Source organism: Paenibacillus cucumis (ex Kampfer et al. 2016) (assembly GCF_019748695.1).
GTDB classification, from domain to species: Bacteria; Bacillota; Bacilli; order Paenibacillales; family Paenibacillaceae; genus Paenibacillus; species Paenibacillus polysaccharolyticus.
Genome location: NZ_JACLIC010000030.1, coordinates 56,772 through 75,689, shown reverse-complemented (window position 1 = coordinate 75,689; position 18,918 = coordinate 56,772). Strand labels below are relative to the sequence as shown.

The window sequence follows — 18,918 nt, the reverse complement described above, 5'->3', positions numbered from 1 at the left end:
CTCCAAATAATTTATAGTTATTAGTATGTAATTTCTCGATTCATTGCTGAATGTCTTGATCTTACTTTCATACCACCTTTGATATTCGACACATTTCTATTATATTCCTCTAAAAATTTACAAAATAATTGCCCATTTCTGATTCATAAGACCTGTTTTGTTAGTTTCATAGGAGAAAAGGTTTAGTTTTTTCAGTTGGTTTCCATATTATTACCAAGAGGATTTTAATTCGTATTTATCGAATAGATTAAAATAACAGCGGCGTTACAGGAGCGCGTAAGGTTCAAACCAGCGATGCCCTGATTTTTTTTCAAATTTGCTGTTACCGCAAGATTCCCCGATCGAATTCCTGTTTAATGGGTAATAAGCTCATTTTTCATTACCCATCATTAGCACAGTCTACAATGCAAGCCAAGTCATTTTCTACACAATCAACATGCTCTGCAACACCAACACCATCTACATGCATTAAAACACACCATCGTCGCATTATTTGCATTTGAAAAGAAATTCGAACCAAACTGGATCATTAATTCGAGCCGCATCAACATTCCAGTGATCATCTAACGAAAGACGTCCGGTTACATATGAATGATGTCTTTATTCCGTTACACATCTGTACAGCATGCTCCTAATCAAGACAGCCGTGTTTTCACAACAGAATATCGATTATGGGCTCTGAAATGAATCAGAATGAATGCACGTGGAGGAGGCTGTAATGATGGCAAAAAAAGAGGTTGTAGCGATGCTGCTCGCCGGAGGGCAGGGGAAACGATTAAAGGGATTGACGAAATCACTGGCAAAACCCGCTGTTTATTTTGGGGGAACCTACCGCATTATTGATTTTCCACTGAGCAATTGCTCGAATTCAGGTATTGATACCGTGGGTGTGTTGACCCAATATGAACCACTTGTACTGCATTCCTACATCGGTATTGGCAGTGACTGGGACCTGGATCGTAAAAATGGCGGGGTTTATGTGCTTCCTCCCCATGAACGGGAAGATGGAAGTAACTGGTACCGCGGGACTGCTGACGCGATTTACCGTAACCTGAACTTTATTGAACAATTTGATCCCGAACATGTGCTGATTCTATCCGGTGATCATATCTATAAGATGGACTACGACAAGATGCTCCAGTATCACAAGGAAAAAGATGCCGACTGCACCATTTCCGTGATTGACGTGTCGCTGGAAGAAGCGAGCCGCTTTGGCATTTTGAATACAAATGAAGACTACAGCATTTATGAGTTCGAAGAAAAACCTTCACAGCCCCGAAGCACGCTTGCTTCCATGGGCATCTATCTCTTCAAATGGGATGTGCTGAAACGTTTCCTGATTCAGGACGAACAGCAGGCATCCACCTCCTACGATTTTGGTAAAGACATCATTCCATTGTTGCTTGAAAATGACAAATCTTTAGTTGCTTACCCGTTCCAAGGATACTGGAAAGACGTTGGAACCATTCGCAGTCTGTGGGAATCCAATATGGATCTGCTGGACGAGGAGACACCCCTGAATCTGAATGATCCCAACTGGCGGATTTTCACCCGTAACCCGAACCAGCCTGCTCAATATATATCTCCTGCCGCCAAGGTGCGCAATTGCATCATCAGTGAGGGCAGCATCGTGCACGGTGAGGTGAATCATTCCGTCCTGTTCTATGGAACTGAGGTGGGAGAGAACAGTGCAGTAATCGATTCCGTTGTTATGCCACGGGTCAAAATTGGCCGTAACGTGTCCATTCACAACGCTATTATCGCCGAAGGCTTAGTCATTCCGGATGGAACCCAGATTGCCCCCGCGCCTGGAGACGAGAGTGACATCTTACTGGTAGATCAGGAAGAATTGGAAAGACAATTGCGTCAAGGCATAGCAAATTGATTGACCAAAATGTTGGCAAAGGACGGTGCGCGGCATGAAATCACTAATTGGAGTTATTAACCTTGACCATGAACTGGAAGAATTGAAGGAATTGACGTACTTTCGCTGCGGAGCCGCGGTACCTTATGCCGGGCGTTATCGTCTGATTGATTTTGTCCTGTCTAATATGATGAATGCGGGTATTGAGAGCATTGGCGTCTTTGTTCGCCGCAAATACCGTTCGCTGATGGATCATCTGGGTGACGGTAAGCCTTGGGATCTGGACCGCAAACATGGTGGCATGTTTATTCTTCCTCCGGATTGGAACGATCCAACGGACACATCGCAGGGGGATTTGCAACATTTTCACAACAATCTGGATTTCTTCCACAGAGGCGCCGGGCAATACGTTGTGCACGCAGGCAGCCGCCATGTGACCAAGGCCGATCTTCAGGATGTATACCAGTATCATATTCGTAAGGGAGCTGACGTCACGCTGGTTTGCAAAAAAGTAGACCAAGTGCTGCCTGAGCATGAATCCTGCGTCAAAGTCGATCATGATGAAGATGGCAATGTGGTGGACATTCACCAATGTGCTGACCATACGAATATATATACGGAGATTTTCATCATGGAAAAAGAACTTTTCCTTAAACAGGTGCAGCGCTGCATTGAACATGGGGAGACTCATTTCTTCCGTGACGCCATCCTGAAAAACCCGAGTGGATTGAAGATTGCAGCTTATGCCTACGAAGGATATCATGCCGTAATTAACTCGATTGACAGCTATTACCGTAATAGCATGGATCTGCTGAATACAGGACAATATGAACAGTTGTTCAAAGAAGATCCCGTGCAAACCAAAATCAAATACGAAGCCCCCGCCAAATATCTGGAATCGGCGGATGTCAAACATTCCTTGCTTGCCAATGGCTGCATCGTAGGCGGTGAAGTGCATGACAGCATCCTGTTCCGGGGTGTGCATGTGGCTAAGGGTGCGAAGATTAAGGGTTCGATCATTATGCAGAAATGTTATATTGGCGAGGGGACTGTGCTGGAGAATGTCATTCTGGATAAAGATGTGAAGCTGACCGGCGGGCAGACGTTAATCGGTGCCCCGTCGAACCCGTATATTTTAGCCAAAAGCACTATTATTTAAAGCCGAAATCTGTCCGATATCATCCATAACTATATATAAAAAAATAAAATCCTGCGGGTAAGTTTTCAGGTTCGTGTCTGTTTGAACGTATGAAGTGCTACCGTCAAAGTTGCTATGTTGGTGCAGACGCAGTGGAGGGAACGAAATCAATTCTGGAGAAGCGAAGCGTTCGCCTTTGTCTCTCCATTTCAACCTTGTAAAAGGTGATCAGGAAATGGAAGAGACAACAGCGATCGAAAGAATGATTCGTGACTGAAACGGGTGCTCGGCTCCAACGTCCAGCTTTAAAAGGTGTAACCGCATGCCTTCGAACTAGTCACGAACCGTCCTCACCCGCAGGATTTCACCGGGAGGAACCTACTTTTGTTTGACAACAAAGAAACGTTCAAATCGATCTTTCAACGGAATCTCGTCAGCAAACTGGGCAAACCAATTGAAGAAGCTACCAAGGAAGATGTGTACCATGTGCTCGGCAGTATGATTCGGGAATATGTGGGTCAGGACTGGGCAGCCTCGAATCAGGGATTCAAGCAGCGTCAGGATAAACAGGTGTATTACTTCTCGCTGGAGTTTCTGATTGGACGTCTGCTCGGTAACAATCTGCTAAACGTAAATGAGCTGGAACTGGTTCGTGACAGTCTGGCGGAACTTGGCTTTTCACTGGAATGTATTGAGGAACAGGAAGCAGATGCAGGGCTAGGCAATGGAGGACTCGGAAGGCTTGCTGCCTGTTTCCTGGACTCCTTGGCCTCACTTGGCTATGCGGGACATGGATGTGGTATCCGCTATAAATACGGTCTGTTCGAGCAAAAAATTATTAATGGTAATCAGGTAGAATTACCTGATAACTGGCTGGATAAGGGCAATGAATGGGAAGTTCGCCGTCCAGACAAAAAGGTGGAAGTTCAGTTCTGGGGCCGGGTTGAAGCCTATGAGCAGGATGGACATTACCGTTTCGTGACAAAGGATGCTGAATCGGTTGTTGCCGTACCGTATGATGTGCCCGTTATCGGTTATGGCCAGTCCCATGTGAACACATTACGGTTATGGAGTGCGGAGCCGAAACGGGAGACGTCATTGGACACCCCATCGAACTATTACGGATACCTGGATTACAGCCGTTCCGTGGAGTCGATCTCGGAATTCCTGTACCCGGATGATTCCCAATACGAAGGTAAGTTGCTACGTTTGAAACAGCAGTATTTTATGTGTTCCGCAGGAGTGCAGAGCGCGCTGCGTACATTTAGCAAGCTGGGACTGTCTTATGACCGCTTGCCGGACAAAGTGGCCTTCCATATCAATGACACCCATCCTACGCTGGTCATTCCCGAACTGATGCGAATTCTAATGGATGATAAAGGCTACGGCTGGGATGAAGCGTGGGATATTACTACCCGCACGGTATCTTATACCAATCACACGACACTAAGCGAAGCGCTGGAAAAATGGCCTGTATCCATGGTCAGCAAGCTACTGCCACGTATTTATATGATTATTGAAGAGATTAATAAACGGTTCTGCGGGTTGCTCTTAGATCGTTATCCGGGTGATGACGAACGAATTGAGCATATGGCGATTGTTGCGAATGATCAAGTTCGCATGGCACACCTTGCCATCGTAGGAAGTCATAGTGTCAATGGTGTGGCTGCACTGCATACGGAGATATTGAAAGAGCGGGAGATGGCGCCGTTTTATGCCCTGTACCCTGAACGTTTTAACAATAAAACCAATGGTATTACACACCGTCGCTGGTTAATGCATGCCAACCCGAAGCTGTCGAATCTTATTACAGAGACGATCGGCAATGAATGGATCACGGAACCAGGCAAACTGGAGCAACTGGCTGATTACGCCGATCAATCCGCGTTCCAGGAGCAATTTCGTGCAATCAAACGAGATAACAAAAACCGTCTGGCGTCCTACATCCTGGATCACACGGGTGTACCCGTTGACCCGGATTCCGTGTTTGACGTGCAGGTGAAAAGGCTGCATGGGTACAAAAGACAGCTCCTGAACATTCTGCATGTAATGCATCTGTATAACAAGTTGAAAAGCGATGCGTCGTTTGATATGGTGCCGCGCACGTTTATTTTTGGAGCAAAGGCCGCGCCAAGTTATTATTTTGCCAAGAAGATCATCAAACTGATCAATACGGTGTCAGATACCGTGAATCGCGATGCAGCGGTAAATGACCGGTTGAAGGTCTTTTTCCTGGAGAACTACTCTGTCTCGCTTGCCGAGAAAATTATCCCTGCGGCAGATGTCAGTGAACAGATCTCGACAGCGGGGAAAGAAGCCTCGGGTACAGGTAATATGAAATTTATGATGAATGGCGCACTGACGATTGGCACGATGGATGGGGCAAACGTGGAGATGGCAGAGCAGGTCGGTGAAGAGAATATGTTCATCTATGGCTTGCGTGCCGACGAAGTGCTGGAATATTATCGGAACGGTAACTACCGTCCGAACGAAATCGTGGATCAGGATGAACGTATTCGTGAAGTCGTGGAGCAATTGGTGCATCCGGGGGCATTCTGTTATCGGGATGGGGAGTTCTGGGATATTTATGACTCTTTGCTCGCACATGGGGATGAATATTTTGTATTACGGGATTTTGCAGCGTATGCTAACGCACATGTAGCGATTGATCAAGCGTATCGTGATGTTTCGGATTGGACTCGCAAGGCTGTGCTTAACACAGCACATTCAGGCATTTTCTCCAGTGACCGGACAATCAGTGAGTATGCAACCGATATATGGGGTATTCATCCTGTGTCCGGGCACTGGAATGGTTAGTGTAGAGAAGAAGCATGTTTAAAAAAATAGAACTGATAAATTAGCTTTTAAATTAGCTTTACAAACGGAAGTTCACTCTCTCTTGTTTGATGTCTGCGCCTGGCAGTGGGAAGTTCGCTGCAGGGCTGCGGACAGGAACAAGAGATTTTTGTTATGAATACCATAAGTTCGCATTCAGCATCAAAAAATGCTGGGGCATTTCAGTCATACTTAGGGAAGAAACAAACCAGCACGGAAGACAAAGTAGACTACATATCACGCAAATGAATAGGAGACGGGACATATGGATCACTATGCACGTATTCAGCTTGCCATCGAGCATCTAGAGAAGCATCTGCAGGAGCCTTTCAACATGAAGGATGTATCGGCGGCCGCCAGTTTTTCGGCATTTCATTTTCAACGTTTGTTTCAGGCAATTACAGGTTTTACTGTTCTGGAATACTTGCGCAGACGAAGACTAACGGAGGCTGCTTCGACTTTGAGAAACACGGCGCAGGGTGTACTTGAGATTGCCCTTAGCTATGGTTATCATTCGCAGGAAGCCTTTACCCGCGCTTTCGATACGCACTTTGGTATCACACCGGCGCGGTTTCGCAAGCTGGAGCAGAAGGCTTTAACAGAGGAATTCATGCAACAACGTATTGATTTTAATGAATATCGTTTACGGCTTGGCACCGCGTTCCATATGAATCCGCCACGCATGGTGACGCTGGAGCCGATCCGGATCATTGGATATGAATATAAGACCAACCTGAATTCAGAGCAACATTATACAGAGATTCCCGGATTCTATCATGAATTTGGGCGTGAGCAGAAGTTTATGAACATTCCAGAGCGAATTCGCCCTGATATGGCGTATGGTGTTGCGGCTCATTTTCAGGAGGATGGGGCATTTTCATTTATCGTTGGCGAAGAGAGCTCAGGAAGCGGTGATTCCTTAGAACCCGGATATACCTATCTGGAGATTCCAGGCGGGCTGTATGCCGAGTTTACAACCGAAGGCTCAGAGCAGGATGTGCGCAAAATGATCTACGGAAGCTGGCTGCCAGCTTCCAAGTATGAGCGCCGGGAGGGGCCGGACTTTGAAGTGACCGATGTGTGGAAATCAACACCTGAGCGGTTAGACATGAAGATCTACATCCCGATAAAATAGACCTTACTGCTTATATGGCGGGAAAACAAGGTCAAGAAAGACTCGAAGCTGATCGCGTGCTATGATTGCGGTTTCGGGTCTTTTGTCTTTTTGTATAAAACCTGAGTTCAGGTGTTTATAAGGGTTTCTTTTCGGATAAAACATATTAACGGGTGAATTGCTTCACAAGAGAAGAAAGCGAGGTGGGTGTTATCGTTTGGTGGAAGGAAAGTGTGGTATACCAGATCTATCCGAGTAGCTTCAAGGACAGTGACGGAGACGGATATGGCGATTTGCAGGGGATTTATGAAAAGCTTGATTATTTGCAAAAACTCGGCGTGGATGTCATCTGGCTGTGTCCTATCTATGATTCACCAGGTCATGATAACGGATATGATATCCGAGATTACTACGCGATTTTACGAAAATACGGCACGATGGAGGACTTTGACCGGCTACTTGCCGAAGCGCATAAGCGTGGGCTCAAGATCATGATGGATCTTGTGCTAAATCATACTTCGGATGAACATGCCTGGTTTGCGGAATCCCGTTCTTCCAAAACCAATGCAAGACGCGACTATTACATCTGGCGTTCCGGTAAAAACGGGCAGGTGCCGAACAACTGGGAGTCTTATTTCGGGGGTTCAGTATGGAAGCATGATCCGGAAACGAACGAATATTACATGCATCTATACTCTGAGCATCAACCCGATCTGAACTGGAATAATCCGGAGATGGCTGAAGAAATGTACGAAATGGTACATTGGTGGCTGGAAAAAGGGGTGGATGGCTTCCGCTTTGACGCAGTTGCCCATATTGCCAAAGCCGATGGCTTGCCAAATGCACATAACCCGAACAACCTGCCTGTGGTGCAGGCATATGAGCTGTTTTCCAATCTGGAGCAGGTACATTCCATCCTCCGCAAGTTGAATCAGATGATACTGAAGCCATACGGCCCGATGACGGTGGGTGAAACCTCTGGGCTTGGGCCTGAGCAGGCTCTAGCTTATGTAGGTACGGATCGGGATGAATTGAATATGGTGTTTCAGTTTGAGCACATGTTTGTGGATGCTGAGTCCTCTGGTATAGGGAAATGGAATTACAAACCGTGGAAGCTGACAGAGCTAAAAGAAATCATGAGCCGCTGGCAGACGGTGTTGCACGGCCGGGGCTGGAACGCCAACTATATGGGCAATCATGATCAGCCGCGCCCGGTTTCGCGTTTTGGTGATGACGGTAAATACAGAGTTCGTTCTGCACAGATGCTGGCAACCTGGATGTTAACGCTGGAAGGCACGCCGTACATCTATCAGGGAGAAGAGATTGGCATGACCAACGTAGCTTTCCCTGACATTGACCGATACCGGGACATCGAAACTAAAAATTATTACAATCACTATATCGGGCAAGGGAAATCCAAGCATGAGGTGATGGAGGCCATCTGGCTGAAGAGCCGGGATAATGCACGAACACCGATGCAATGGGATGAATCCGAGCATGCCGGTTTTACGGCAGGTAATCCTTGGATCGAAGTGAACAGCAATTATAAGGACATCAATGTGGCGGATGCGGAGACGGACCCACATTCCATTCTGCATTATTACCGAAAATTAATCACATTGCGTAAGCAAAATCATGTGTTAATCTATGGCGCGTATGAACTGCTTTTGCCGGGTGACCCGGAGATTTATGCGTACACACGTACACGTGATGATGAACAATGGTTGATTCTGATGAATTTCAGTGTAAATGAACCAGAGATGGCATGGCCGGAAGGCTGGAATGCAGAAGACTGCAAATTAATGATCGGCAACGTGAGCAGACGTTATTCTACGGATGAAGGAGCTATCTTGCTCCAGCCGTATGAAGCAAGGGTGTATTGCAAAAAGCGTACAAGCGGCGAGTAAGCAATGCGCAAGCGGCGTGTGGAAGTGATTAATATGCATAGCTAGCTGACGAACGTAACAAGGATGACAGTTTTGCGCTCGCAAAGCTTTCTGAATTATAATAATCTAAAAATATAAGTTGGATTTTTTTGTTCACACAGACACGGAGAGGACAGAAAAAACCTGAAAAAGCGAAGCGCTCGCCTTTATCATCGGATTTTAACCTTGACTAAAAGGTAATCAAAAAATCTGGGGATAACAGCGATTGGAAGGTTATTCTGTCATCGTAGTGGAAGTGTGAACAACGGAGAGGACAACTTATATCAATGTCAGGAGGAATATGAATTGTTGAATATTACGTATCACGGACACTCCAGTGTACAACTGGGCACAGAAAATAAATCACTCATGATTGATCCGTTTTTGCGTGGCAATGAGTTAGCGGTAACTAAACCAGAGGACATCAAGACGGATGTTGTCCTGTTGACACATGCGCACATGGATCACATTCTGGATGCGGAACCGATTGCCAAAGCCAATAATGCCAAAGTGGTGGCGATTGTGGAATTGGCTACATATATGTCGTGGAAGGGGCTGGATACCCTTGGCATGAATATGGGCGGTACGGTGGATCTGGAATTTGCCAAAGCGAAAATGATTCAGGCATTCCATACGTCCGGTATTGTGCTGGAAGAGGAACAGCGCATTATGTATGCAGGTTTGCCTGCGGGATTTATCATTGATATCGGTGGTAAAACGGTTCTACATGCTGGCGACACAAGCCTGTTCGGCGATATGAAGATGATTGGGGATCGGCATCAAATCGATGTTGCATTCCTGCCTATTGGTGGACATTATACGATGGGGCCTGAAGATGCATTGCAGGCAGCGGAATGGTTTAACGCCAAATTGACGATTCCCGTTCATTACGATACCTTCCCTGCGATTCGTCAGGATGCGGAGCATTTTGTAGAGCAACTGGCTTCCAAAGGATTAGAGGGTCGTGTGCTGGCCCCTGGTGAGTCCATTTCACTGTAACGATGTTCACATATTCAAACAAAAAGACGAAGCGGAGTTGATCCGTATCGTCTTTTTTTGCGTTCTCATTCTCGTGAATAAAGACTGCTATCAGTGGATTTACGAAACGTGAGTTCAAAATTAGTTGTTACAGAGTAACTATTTATGGGGAAGTTGTAGAAGAGGTACATCAACCAAATTTTCGTTTCAACTTGTATATACATGTTTACTTATGTAATATAGATGAAGAAGCTAACAGGTGGGTTAGATGAGGGCAATACAACATATTGGAGGCGTTAACATGAGTTCAAAAAATAAGGAGCCGTCCACGTGGTGGAAGAAATCAACGGTATATCAGGTATATCCGAAGAGTTTCAATGATACAACTGGATCGGGAACGGGCGACATTCGGGGGTTAACCGAGAAGCTGGATTATTTGCGGCACTTGGGGATCGACATTGTTTGGTTGCAACCCGTATACGTATCCCCGCAGCGGGATAACGGGTATGACGTAGCAGACTATTACCGCATTAACCCCGACTTTGGAACAATGGAAGATTTCGATGAATTGCTTGCCGAGTTGAAAGCGCGTGACATGAAGCTGATGATTGACATTGTAGTGAATCACTCCTCAACCGATCATGAATGGTTCAAACAGTCTCGCTCATCGAAGGACAATCCTTATCGGGATTATTACATTTGGAGAGACCCCGCGCCGGACGGTGGTGTACCCAACAACTGGCAATCCAAATTTGGCGGGCCAGCCTGGCAGTATGATGAGCAGACCGGACAATATTATCTAACGTTGTTTGATCGAACGCAGGCAGACTTGAACTGGGAAAATGAAGAAGTGCGCAAGGCTGTACGCGATATGATCAAGTTCTGGGCTGAAAAAGGAGTCGATGGATTCCGGATGGACGTCATTAACCTCATCTCCAAAGACCAGCGTTTCCCGGACGACGATGGTAGCGTGTCACCGGGCGATGGACGCAAGTATTACACGGATGGGCCGCGTGTGCACGAATATATTACAGAAATGTACGATGAGGTATTTGGACCCTATAACATGGTGACGGTAGGGGAGATGTCCTCGACTACGCTTGAGCACTGTATTCGTTATTCCAATCCGGCTTCCAGAGAATTCTCGATGACCTTTAACTTCCATCACTTGAAAGTGGATTATCCGGATGGGCAGAAATGGGAGCTCATGCCATACGACTTTGAATCCTTGAAGCAACTATTCAGTGAGTGGCAGGCCGGAATGCAGGCTGGTGGCGGATGGAATGCACTGTTCCTGAACAACCATGATCAACCGCGTGCGTTATCCCGTTTTGCGGATGATGGGGATTATCGCGTGGAGAGTGCCAAAATGCTGGCGACGACTTTACATGGATTACAAGGAACGCCTTATGTCTATCAGGGCGAAGAGATTGGTATGCCTAACCCTGTTTGGAATGACATCAGCGAGTTCCGCGACATTGAGTCCACGAATATGTATCGTTTGTTGCAGGAAGAGCGGGGCAAAACGGCCGAAGAGGCTTTCCGGATTGTGAAGGAGCGGTCCCGGGATAATTCCCGAACACCGATGCAGTGGGACGGTACAGCTAATGCTGGATTTACAACCGGAACACCTTGGATCAAGGTGGATGAGAGATATCCGTCCATTCATGTGGAAGAGCAGATGGCTGACCCGGATTCCATCTATCATCATTACCGGAAGCTAATCGCTCTGCGTAAAGAGGTGAATGTACTGACTGACGGTTTGTATGAACGGTTGGATGATGCCCACCCTGAAGTATTTGCATACGCACGTACCAACGGGAATGAGACATTAATCGTAGTGTCCAACTTCCGCAAACAGGATACAGCATTTCAAGTTCCTGAAGTGGTCTGGAACAATCATATTGCAGGTAAATCACCTGAACTACTTGTCAGTAATACCGATGCAAAACCTGAGCTGAAGCAGCAAATCACGCTCAGTCCGTATGCTTCTTATATGTGGTTAATCAAGCAATAACAGAATGAAGTCCATTTTATAAATAGGAAGTGACACTATGGCAATCGATAAAAAACAGGTCGAAGAGATCGTCCGGGCGGTCGGCGGCAAAGACAACATTGAAGCGGCGACACACTGTGTGACACGGCTACGGTTTGCTCTATATGATGAGGACAAAGTGGATACAGAGCTTCTCGATCAGAATGATCTGGTCAAAGGGCAGTTCTCCTCCCAAGGTCAATTCCAGGTCGTCATCGGTCCAGGTCTGGTGGATAAAGTTTATGAAGAGATGATTCAGATTACCGGAGGCGAACGGTCTTCGAAAGATGATGTGAAGGCGGCCGCGGGTAAAAAGCAAAATCCGTTGCAACGTGCCATCAAAACGCTCTCGGACATTTTCATTCCGATCTTGCCAGCAATTATTACAGCAGGTCTACTACTCGGGATTAACAACATTTTGACAGGTCCTGGTATTTTCTTTGATGGAAAATCATTAGTGGATGTGTACCCGGCATGGAAAGACCTTGCCTCCATCATTAACACCATAGCAAGCACTGCTTTTACATTCCTGCCCGCTTTGATCGGTTGGTCAGCGGTGACCCGATTCGGCGGCAGTCCGTTGCTCGGGATTGTGCTGGGTCTGATTCTGGTACATCCCGATCTGCTGAGTGCATATGGTTACGCTGATGCGGTAAACAAAGGCACGGTTCCGACCTGGAATCTGTTTGGCTGGGAGATTGAGAAGATCGGTTATCAGGGTCAGGTATTGCCCGTATTGGTATCGGCGTATCTACTTGCCAAGATGGAAATTTTCCTGAATAAAAGGGTGCATGATTCCATCAAATTGCTGGTCGTAGCTCCTGTGACATTGCTGGTTACCGGATTTCTGGCATTTACGATTATTGGACCGGTTACATTTGCAATTGCAAACGCCATCACATCCGGTTTGATTTACATCTATGATTCGTATGCAGCGCTGGGTGGTCTGATCTACGGTGGTCTGTATGCGTTACTCGTTATTACAGGTATGCACCATACGTTCCTTGCCGTAGACGTACAGCTAATTGGTAGCCAAGGTGGCACCTTCTTGTGGCCGATGCTGGCTTTGTCCAATATTGCGCAGGGTTCGGCGGCACTTGCGATGATGCTCGTGTTACGTGAGAAGAAAATGAGAGGGCTTGCGGCGACCTCATCCGTATCTGCTTTCCTCGGAGTGACCGAGCCAGCCATCTTTGGTGTGAATATTCGTTATCGTTATCCTTTTATCTTCGGTATGGTCGGTTCCGCCATTGGTGGTGTGCTGCTTACGATGAATAATGTTCAGGCCACGTCCATCGGTGTAGGCGGTGTGCCTGGATTCCTGTCCATTTTCCCGGATAAATGGGGTGTGTTCTTTATCGGTATGGCCATCGTTCTGGTGGTGCCGTTCCTGTTGACCGTTGTGTTTGGACGGGCGAAGTTGAGAAAAGAAGATCGACTGATAGCGAACGGAGAGTCCGCTTCAGGGATCACATCTGCCGAGACAGGAGCAGGAACAGAGATGGCTGAGCGTAATCGTAGTACAGCGAAGCCTGGAAATGCATCTGCAAAAACACTCGAAGTCATGGCGCCATTGACGGGTAAAGCGGTGCCGCTGGAGCAAGTTCCTGACCCGGCGTTTGCCGAGAAACAAATGGGTGAAGGTATCGCAATTGAACCTTCGGGGAATCAAGTGGTTGCCCCATTTGACGCAAAAGTGGCACATGTCATTAAAAGCAAACATGCGGTTATATTGGAACACGCGAGCGGACTTCAAGTGTTGATTCATGTCGGCATTAATACGGTATCCCTTAAAGGGGAAGGTTTCTCTATGTATGTAGACACGGGTGATCGCGTGAGAGCCGGAGAGAAGCTGCTTGAATTTGACCGTAACGTTATCGAAAATGCCGGTTATCCACTCATTACGCCTATTATTATCCCGGATGGTCAGGATATGGTTGAACGGGTTGAAACGGTGACAGGAGATGTCACTTCAAGTCAGAGCGGCGTTCTCAGGATTCATCTGAAAGGATAAATTCATATCTGGTAGTAGTCAAAAGGAGCTGTGAAACCTGCAGCTTCTTTTGGCGTTTACAGGTGTGATTTTCTATAGTCATCATGATAAAATAGTTATGCCATCAAGTAATTACAATTTTTGATAATGAGTCGAAGTGCACTCGTTTGGCGCTTCAGTTGAATGTCAGTCATACGGAGAAAAAGCAGTTCATACAGTGGGTGTACAAGGCGTGTTCCTAGTCAAATGATAAGGAGGAGAGCCATGACTCGGGTAGCGGTGATGGTCATTCATGGACTGGGTATGCAAAAAGAGGATTATGCTGACAAGCTGATCGCTTGCTTGAGCAAAGAAATGGAACGTGTCATGGTGCTGCCAGGCGCCGCGAAACAGATGCTGGATATTGAACCTGTCTTCTGGGCGGACGTGTTCGAGGAGCGGGAAGAGGCTTTGTTTCAACAGTTGGTTCGTTCACCAGGACTGCACTATCAGGCATTGCGCCGTTTTGTCATTCATTATCTCGCCGATGCGGTGGCTTATCAACCTGTAGAGAACCAAGGACATCATTATGATGCCGTGCACCGGACGCTGAATCAGGCCATGCACGTTCTCGCACAGCGCAATGGGCCGGAAGCTCCGCTTTGTGTCGTCGCTCATAGTCTCGGAGCTGTCATTGCAAGCAACTTTTTCTATGATCTGCAGTATCCGTCATCCAACCGAATACCGGAAATAGTGGATGTGAATTCGGCTTTGGAGCGGGGAGATACGCTGACCAATTTTTACTCTTTTGGCACAACATTGCCGCTATGGAGTTTGCGCTACGATAATTTCAGCCGTCCCATTCGGGTGCCTGCGCCGCAGGCCACGCATTACTTTCCACATCTGGAAGGGGAGTGGGTTAATTTTTATGAAAGCAACGATATATTAGGTTATCCATTACGTCCCATTGACCCGGCATATGCGGCCGCTGTGAAGGAGGATATTGAGGTGCGTGTCGGTGGACCAGCTACAAGCTGGAATCCACTGAGCCACGGAGGATATTTTACCAGTGAGCACATGAACCGCAGAATCGCCCAAGGGTTAGCGCGAACATGGACATGGGTAAATCGCTCAAGGTAACAGAATGCTATATGAGGCAAATGAAGGAGGAAACATCATGGAATGCAGGACGGGATGTGCAGCATGTTGTATTGCCATATCCATATCATCACCGATTCCCGGCATGCCTGAAGGCAAACCTGCTGGAGTGCGATGTATCCAACTGACGGACGATAATCGCTGCGGTATATTCGGTCAGGCCAGCCGCCCGGCAGTATGTAGTGGATTGCAGGCTGAGGAAGCGATGTGCGGCAGCAACAATCAGGAAGCCTTTCATATTTTGACACAGTTGGAACAGCAAACAGCACCAGGCCTAAGATGAAAGACTTGTTTGATTACAGAAGGTTAATTATACTTAATATGGAATAATATTGATTGTGGAAGGGGGATTAATAATGGATTGGATCAAACGTCTAGTGAAAGTGGTTGGCCATATGATGAGCGATCTGTGGATGGGTTCATATCGCCGCAACTCCGATCATTATGATGAGCAAGCTCCAAGTCCAAAAAATAAACCGAGATACTACACTTTTGTAGTTCTAGCAACGGTAGTCACGGTGGGTATAGTCGTTCTTATGTATAATCCAAAATATTGGTAGTTAATCAAGAGGAAATAATCAAAAAAAGAGTATCCTGTGAATGCTACAGCATGAGGATACTCTTTTTTAGTTGTTTATAATTATGGTCTGTCTGCAAGAACAGTAACAGAGGGCTTAGGCTCTCTAAACATGAAGAAGTACATCAGGGAAGAGATGACGTAAAGACAGCCTGTAATGCTGAACGTAATCGCGTATCCCCAATAGGTTCCATAGGTAGTAACCAGATATGACTGCACGGGCCCCATCGTGGCCCAACCAATCATAAACGAAGTTTGCATCATGGAGTTGGCGATCCCGCGGCGTTTATCCGAGATCCGGTCCACTAATATGGCGGAATGAATTGGATTAGCTGCATTCATCAGCGCTTGCCTGAACAAAAAGCTGACGGATGCAATGAAAAGCAGGTTCGTAAAACCTGTGAATAACAGGAAGGGTAGCGATAATACTTGGAAAATAACTACAGCCCGTACACTGCCAACTTTGGCAGCTAACGTTGGGCCAATCAGCATGGACACAATGGTCATAATCTGACCGAGTGCAATCAGAATGCTCATGCCGCTTAACGATACGGCGAAGCGATTCGTAAAATACAAATTCAGATAAGGCACAACGAGCCCTGATCCTAATCCGATCAGCAACTGTGTCACAATGAACTGACCAATCAGCTTGGTATCTCTTTTTTTGATACGTGTGTCATCATCAACGGGTAATGGTGTTATCACAGCACGAGTAAGCTCCGCTTCAGCCCCCTGAACAGATTGTTGGCTAGGCTGAAGTTGTTTCGTATTTAGATCTGTACTAGATTTCTGATTCTCGGTTACAAAAAGTAGCGGAATAAATGCGGCTAGTGTCGCAGCTCCGCCCATAAATAGGACCGTCTGCAATCCGGTAACTTTGGCCATGCCGGCAGAGTGAAGCACGTCTGCAAGCACGCCTCCGCCCAGACTGCCAAGAACCTGAGATGCAAGCACCAAAGAGGAATAATAGCTAAACATTTTGAGACGCTGACTTTTTTTGACGTTCTCTGCGAGATAAGGAATAGCGAGTACCTGAAAAACACCAGCAAACAGCCCAGAAAATACAGCAAACCAGATCAACCCGCTTGCGGCATAATCGAAGGATCGTCCGATCAGAAAAGCACCGCTGAATAGTGCCCCGATAATCAACAATTTTTTGCGGCTGAACTTGTCACCGCTAAATCCAATAGGAATGAACATGATTGCTGTAGCAAGAGATTGGATACTGACAATTTGACCATTCATGGTGTCATCGTAACCTAAGCCTTGAATGTACAGATTATAAAGAACCGAGAACATGCCGTTTCCGATCTGATACAGCAGACTTGCCAGAAAGAACAGTTGAATATTGCGAGACCACCCGCCAATTTCAACCTGAATCTGTCGTAAAGCTCTCAAGTGACTCCCTCCAGTCTGCCTGTGCAGTGATACCAGTGTAACAGGAAAGGCAGATTTTCGGAAGAATTGACCACTGTTTATTTTGTTACAGGGGAATCTGTGACACGAGCAATCACAAATCCGTCGTATCCTTTACTACCTACGGTTTGCAGTGCCGTGGCTTCAAGATGAGGGTGATCTCCGATGCATTCGAGAAAGGTTCGAACCCCTTGAACTCTTGGGTCTTCACTGTCAGAGTGAATGACTTCCCCGTCCCTTATAATATTATCTCCGATGATCAAGCTTCCTGGTCGTGTCAGACGTAAAGCCCATCTCAGGTAATCCGGATTACTCGGTTTATCAGCATCGATGAAAATCAGATCAAAGGGTTCAGGGTACTCTTCCTTAATATCAGGAAGGGAGGTTAGTGCCGGGCCTACTCGAAGATCTACTTTGTGCATTAGTCCGGCCCGGGTCAGATTGGCTTGTGCGATTGCCGCATGTTTAGGTTCTGACTCCAGCGAGACAATTCGTCCATGATCTGGCAGGGCTCTGGCCATCCAGATGGTGCTGTAAGCACCTAGAGTTCCGATCTCCAGTACGCGCGAGGCCCCCTGTATTTTCAGCAATAGCTGAAGGAACTTTCCCTGATTCGGTGTGACATCATGTGACGGTAGCCCTGCTTCTGCATTGGCTTCAAGTGCAGCTTGCAAGTCTTTGTCGTTTGGAAGAAGAAGGCTGTTTATATAATGATCGACCTCATTCCAACGGGCGGGCTGGTTAACCTGGCTATTATTCAAATCATGTTTACTCATTACACATCTTCCTTTCTGTTTAGCTGAATTCGTATTTCTTATAATTCAACTATAGAGGAGATTGACATATAAATAAAATATATATTTTGTATGTTAATATATATTAAAGTTATATATTATGATGGATAAAAATGTTGGACCAGTACGTAAGTAAGCAAGGAAGAGGAGAAGATGTATGAATTTGCATGGATTACGATTGTTTCACGCCATTGTGAAGTACGGCGGAGTTACCCGGGCTGCGGAAGAATTGAATATCAGTCAACCTGCGGTATCTTCTCAGGTCAAACGGTTTGAGCGTGAACTAGGCATAGTGCTGTTTGGTTCCGAAGGACGAAAACTTGTACTTACCGATGCAGGGAAACATTTAATGGAATATGCCGAGCGATTATTCATGCTGGAACTGGAAGTGGAGCAATTTGTGGAGGACATGAGGGAGGGGAAAAAAGGACTGATTCGTCTTACGGCGACTTACTTGCCGGCCAATTTTTTGCTGCCACGTTGGATTGCCACGTTCAAGCAGACACATGAGGATGTCGAGCTTGTCGTAAGCACAAGCAATACACAGATGGCTTTTGACCAGTTGTTTCGTTATGAAGCCGAGATTGCGATATACGGAGGAAGTGGAGTCAGTCATCCGGGTGTGCATTGGGATAATTTATTCGAAGATGAAATGTGGTTTGTGGTGCATCCAGATCATCCGTATGCAGGTCAAAACATTACATTGCACGAGATGATGGCTGAGCCATTCATCATGCGTGAGAAAGGCAGTGCAACACGAGAACGACTGGCTGCCTTGTGTACGACCAATAACCTGCCCTCCCCAAGAATAACACTTCAGTTCAACGGATTGAACGAAACGATTAGTGCAGTAAAGGCAGGATATGGTGCTAATTTCATCTCATCCCTTGTTGTAAGAGAGGACGTTAATCAAGGCAAACTTGCCCGTGTATATGTACAAAACGTACAGTTACAGAATACGATTGCCATCTGTACACGGGCAGGGGAACAGCTGACGCCGGCAGCAAGACAATTGGTTCAATGGATCAGGAAAGAAGCCCTTGCGATGCACTCTGCAATAAATCATTGAGCATTGTTAAATTGTTTCAGTAGCACATATTCGCAAGATGTTC

Annotated in this window: 14 protein-coding genes; 12 read left to right on the top strand and 2 right to left on the bottom strand. The window is 46.5% G+C overall.

Annotated features, from left to right (window positions below):
* Positions 1 to 721 precede the first annotated feature (721 nt).
* The 11 genes from H7T88_RS18625 to H7T88_RS18575 all read left to right on the top strand — a co-directional run bounded on the left by H7T88_RS18625 (position 722) and on the right by H7T88_RS18575 (position 15,579).
* Positions 722 to 1,885: a glucose-1-phosphate adenylyltransferase gene (locus tag H7T88_RS18625; protein WP_312027636.1), complete on the top strand. Its 1,164-nt coding sequence runs from the start codon at positions 722 to 724 to the stop codon at positions 1,883 to 1,885.
* A 34-nt stretch (positions 1,886 to 1,919) separates the two neighbouring features.
* Positions 1,920 to 3,023: a glucose-1-phosphate adenylyltransferase subunit GlgD gene (gene glgD / locus H7T88_RS18620; protein WP_154958800.1), complete on the top strand. Its 1,104-nt coding sequence runs from the start codon at positions 1,920 to 1,922 to the stop codon at positions 3,021 to 3,023.
* A gap of 363 nt (positions 3,024 to 3,386) precedes the next feature.
* Positions 3,387 to 5,819, top strand: a complete 2,433-nt coding sequence (locus H7T88_RS18615; protein ID WP_154886191.1) for a glycogen/starch/alpha-glucan phosphorylase — start codon at positions 3,387 to 3,389, stop codon at positions 5,817 to 5,819.
* A 283-nt stretch (positions 5,820 to 6,102) separates the two neighbouring features.
* Complete coding sequence (locus H7T88_RS18610; RefSeq protein WP_221789748.1) at positions 6,103 to 6,972, top strand: AraC family transcriptional regulator; 870 nt, start codon at positions 6,103 to 6,105, stop codon at positions 6,970 to 6,972.
* 182 nt (positions 6,973 to 7,154) lie between these two features.
* On the top strand, positions 7,155 to 8,858 hold the full coding sequence (locus H7T88_RS18605; RefSeq protein ID WP_221789747.1) for a glycoside hydrolase family 13 protein: 1,704 nt from the start codon (positions 7,155 to 7,157) through the stop codon (positions 8,856 to 8,858).
* Positions 8,859 to 9,182: 324 nt separating this feature from the next.
* On the top strand, positions 9,183 to 9,875 hold the full coding sequence (locus tag H7T88_RS18600) for a metal-dependent hydrolase (RefSeq protein ID WP_154886188.1): 693 nt from the start codon (positions 9,183 to 9,185) through the stop codon (positions 9,873 to 9,875).
* Positions 9,876 to 10,155: 280 nt separating this feature from the next.
* On the top strand, positions 10,156 to 11,871 hold the full coding sequence (treC, locus tag H7T88_RS18595; protein ID WP_221789746.1) for an alpha,alpha-phosphotrehalase: 1,716 nt from the start codon (positions 10,156 to 10,158) through the stop codon (positions 11,869 to 11,871).
* A gap of 37 nt (positions 11,872 to 11,908) precedes the next feature.
* Positions 11,909 to 13,903, top strand: a complete 1,995-nt coding sequence (gene treP, locus H7T88_RS18590; protein WP_221789745.1) for a PTS system trehalose-specific EIIBC component — start codon at positions 11,909 to 11,911, stop codon at positions 13,901 to 13,903.
* Positions 13,904 to 14,146: 243 nt separating this feature from the next.
* The gene (locus tag H7T88_RS18585; protein ID WP_154886186.1) at positions 14,147 to 15,001 is read left to right on the top strand and encodes a chemotaxis protein; all 855 of its coding nucleotides are present in this window, start codon (positions 14,147 to 14,149) and stop codon (positions 14,999 to 15,001) included.
* Between the two features lie 37 nt (positions 15,002 to 15,038).
* Entirely contained in the window at positions 15,039 to 15,302 is a 264-nt protein-coding gene (locus H7T88_RS18580) for a YkgJ family cysteine cluster protein (protein WP_154886185.1), read from the top strand.
* Between the two features lie 73 nt (positions 15,303 to 15,375).
* On the top strand, positions 15,376 to 15,579 hold the full coding sequence (locus H7T88_RS18575; protein WP_090920643.1) for a hypothetical protein: 204 nt from the start codon (positions 15,376 to 15,378) through the stop codon (positions 15,577 to 15,579).
* Between the two features lie 80 nt (positions 15,580 to 15,659).
* Here the strand turns inward: H7T88_RS18575 and H7T88_RS18570 are convergent, their stop codons facing one another.
* Complete coding sequence (locus H7T88_RS18570; RefSeq protein ID WP_221789744.1) at positions 15,660 to 16,994, bottom strand: MFS transporter; 1,335 nt, start codon at positions 16,992 to 16,994, stop codon at positions 15,660 to 15,662.
* Positions 16,995 to 17,071: 77 nt separating this feature from the next.
* Positions 17,072 to 17,788, bottom strand: coding sequence for an O-methyltransferase (locus tag H7T88_RS18565; protein WP_154886183.1), 717 nt, complete (start codon positions 17,786 to 17,788; stop codon positions 17,072 to 17,074).
* Between the two features lie 175 nt (positions 17,789 to 17,963).
* Between H7T88_RS18565 and H7T88_RS18560 the strand changes: the two genes are divergently transcribed.
* On the top strand, positions 17,964 to 18,875 hold the full coding sequence (locus tag H7T88_RS18560; RefSeq protein WP_154886182.1) for a LysR family transcriptional regulator: 912 nt from the start codon (positions 17,964 to 17,966) through the stop codon (positions 18,873 to 18,875).
* Positions 18,876 to 18,918: the final 43 nt, after the last annotated feature.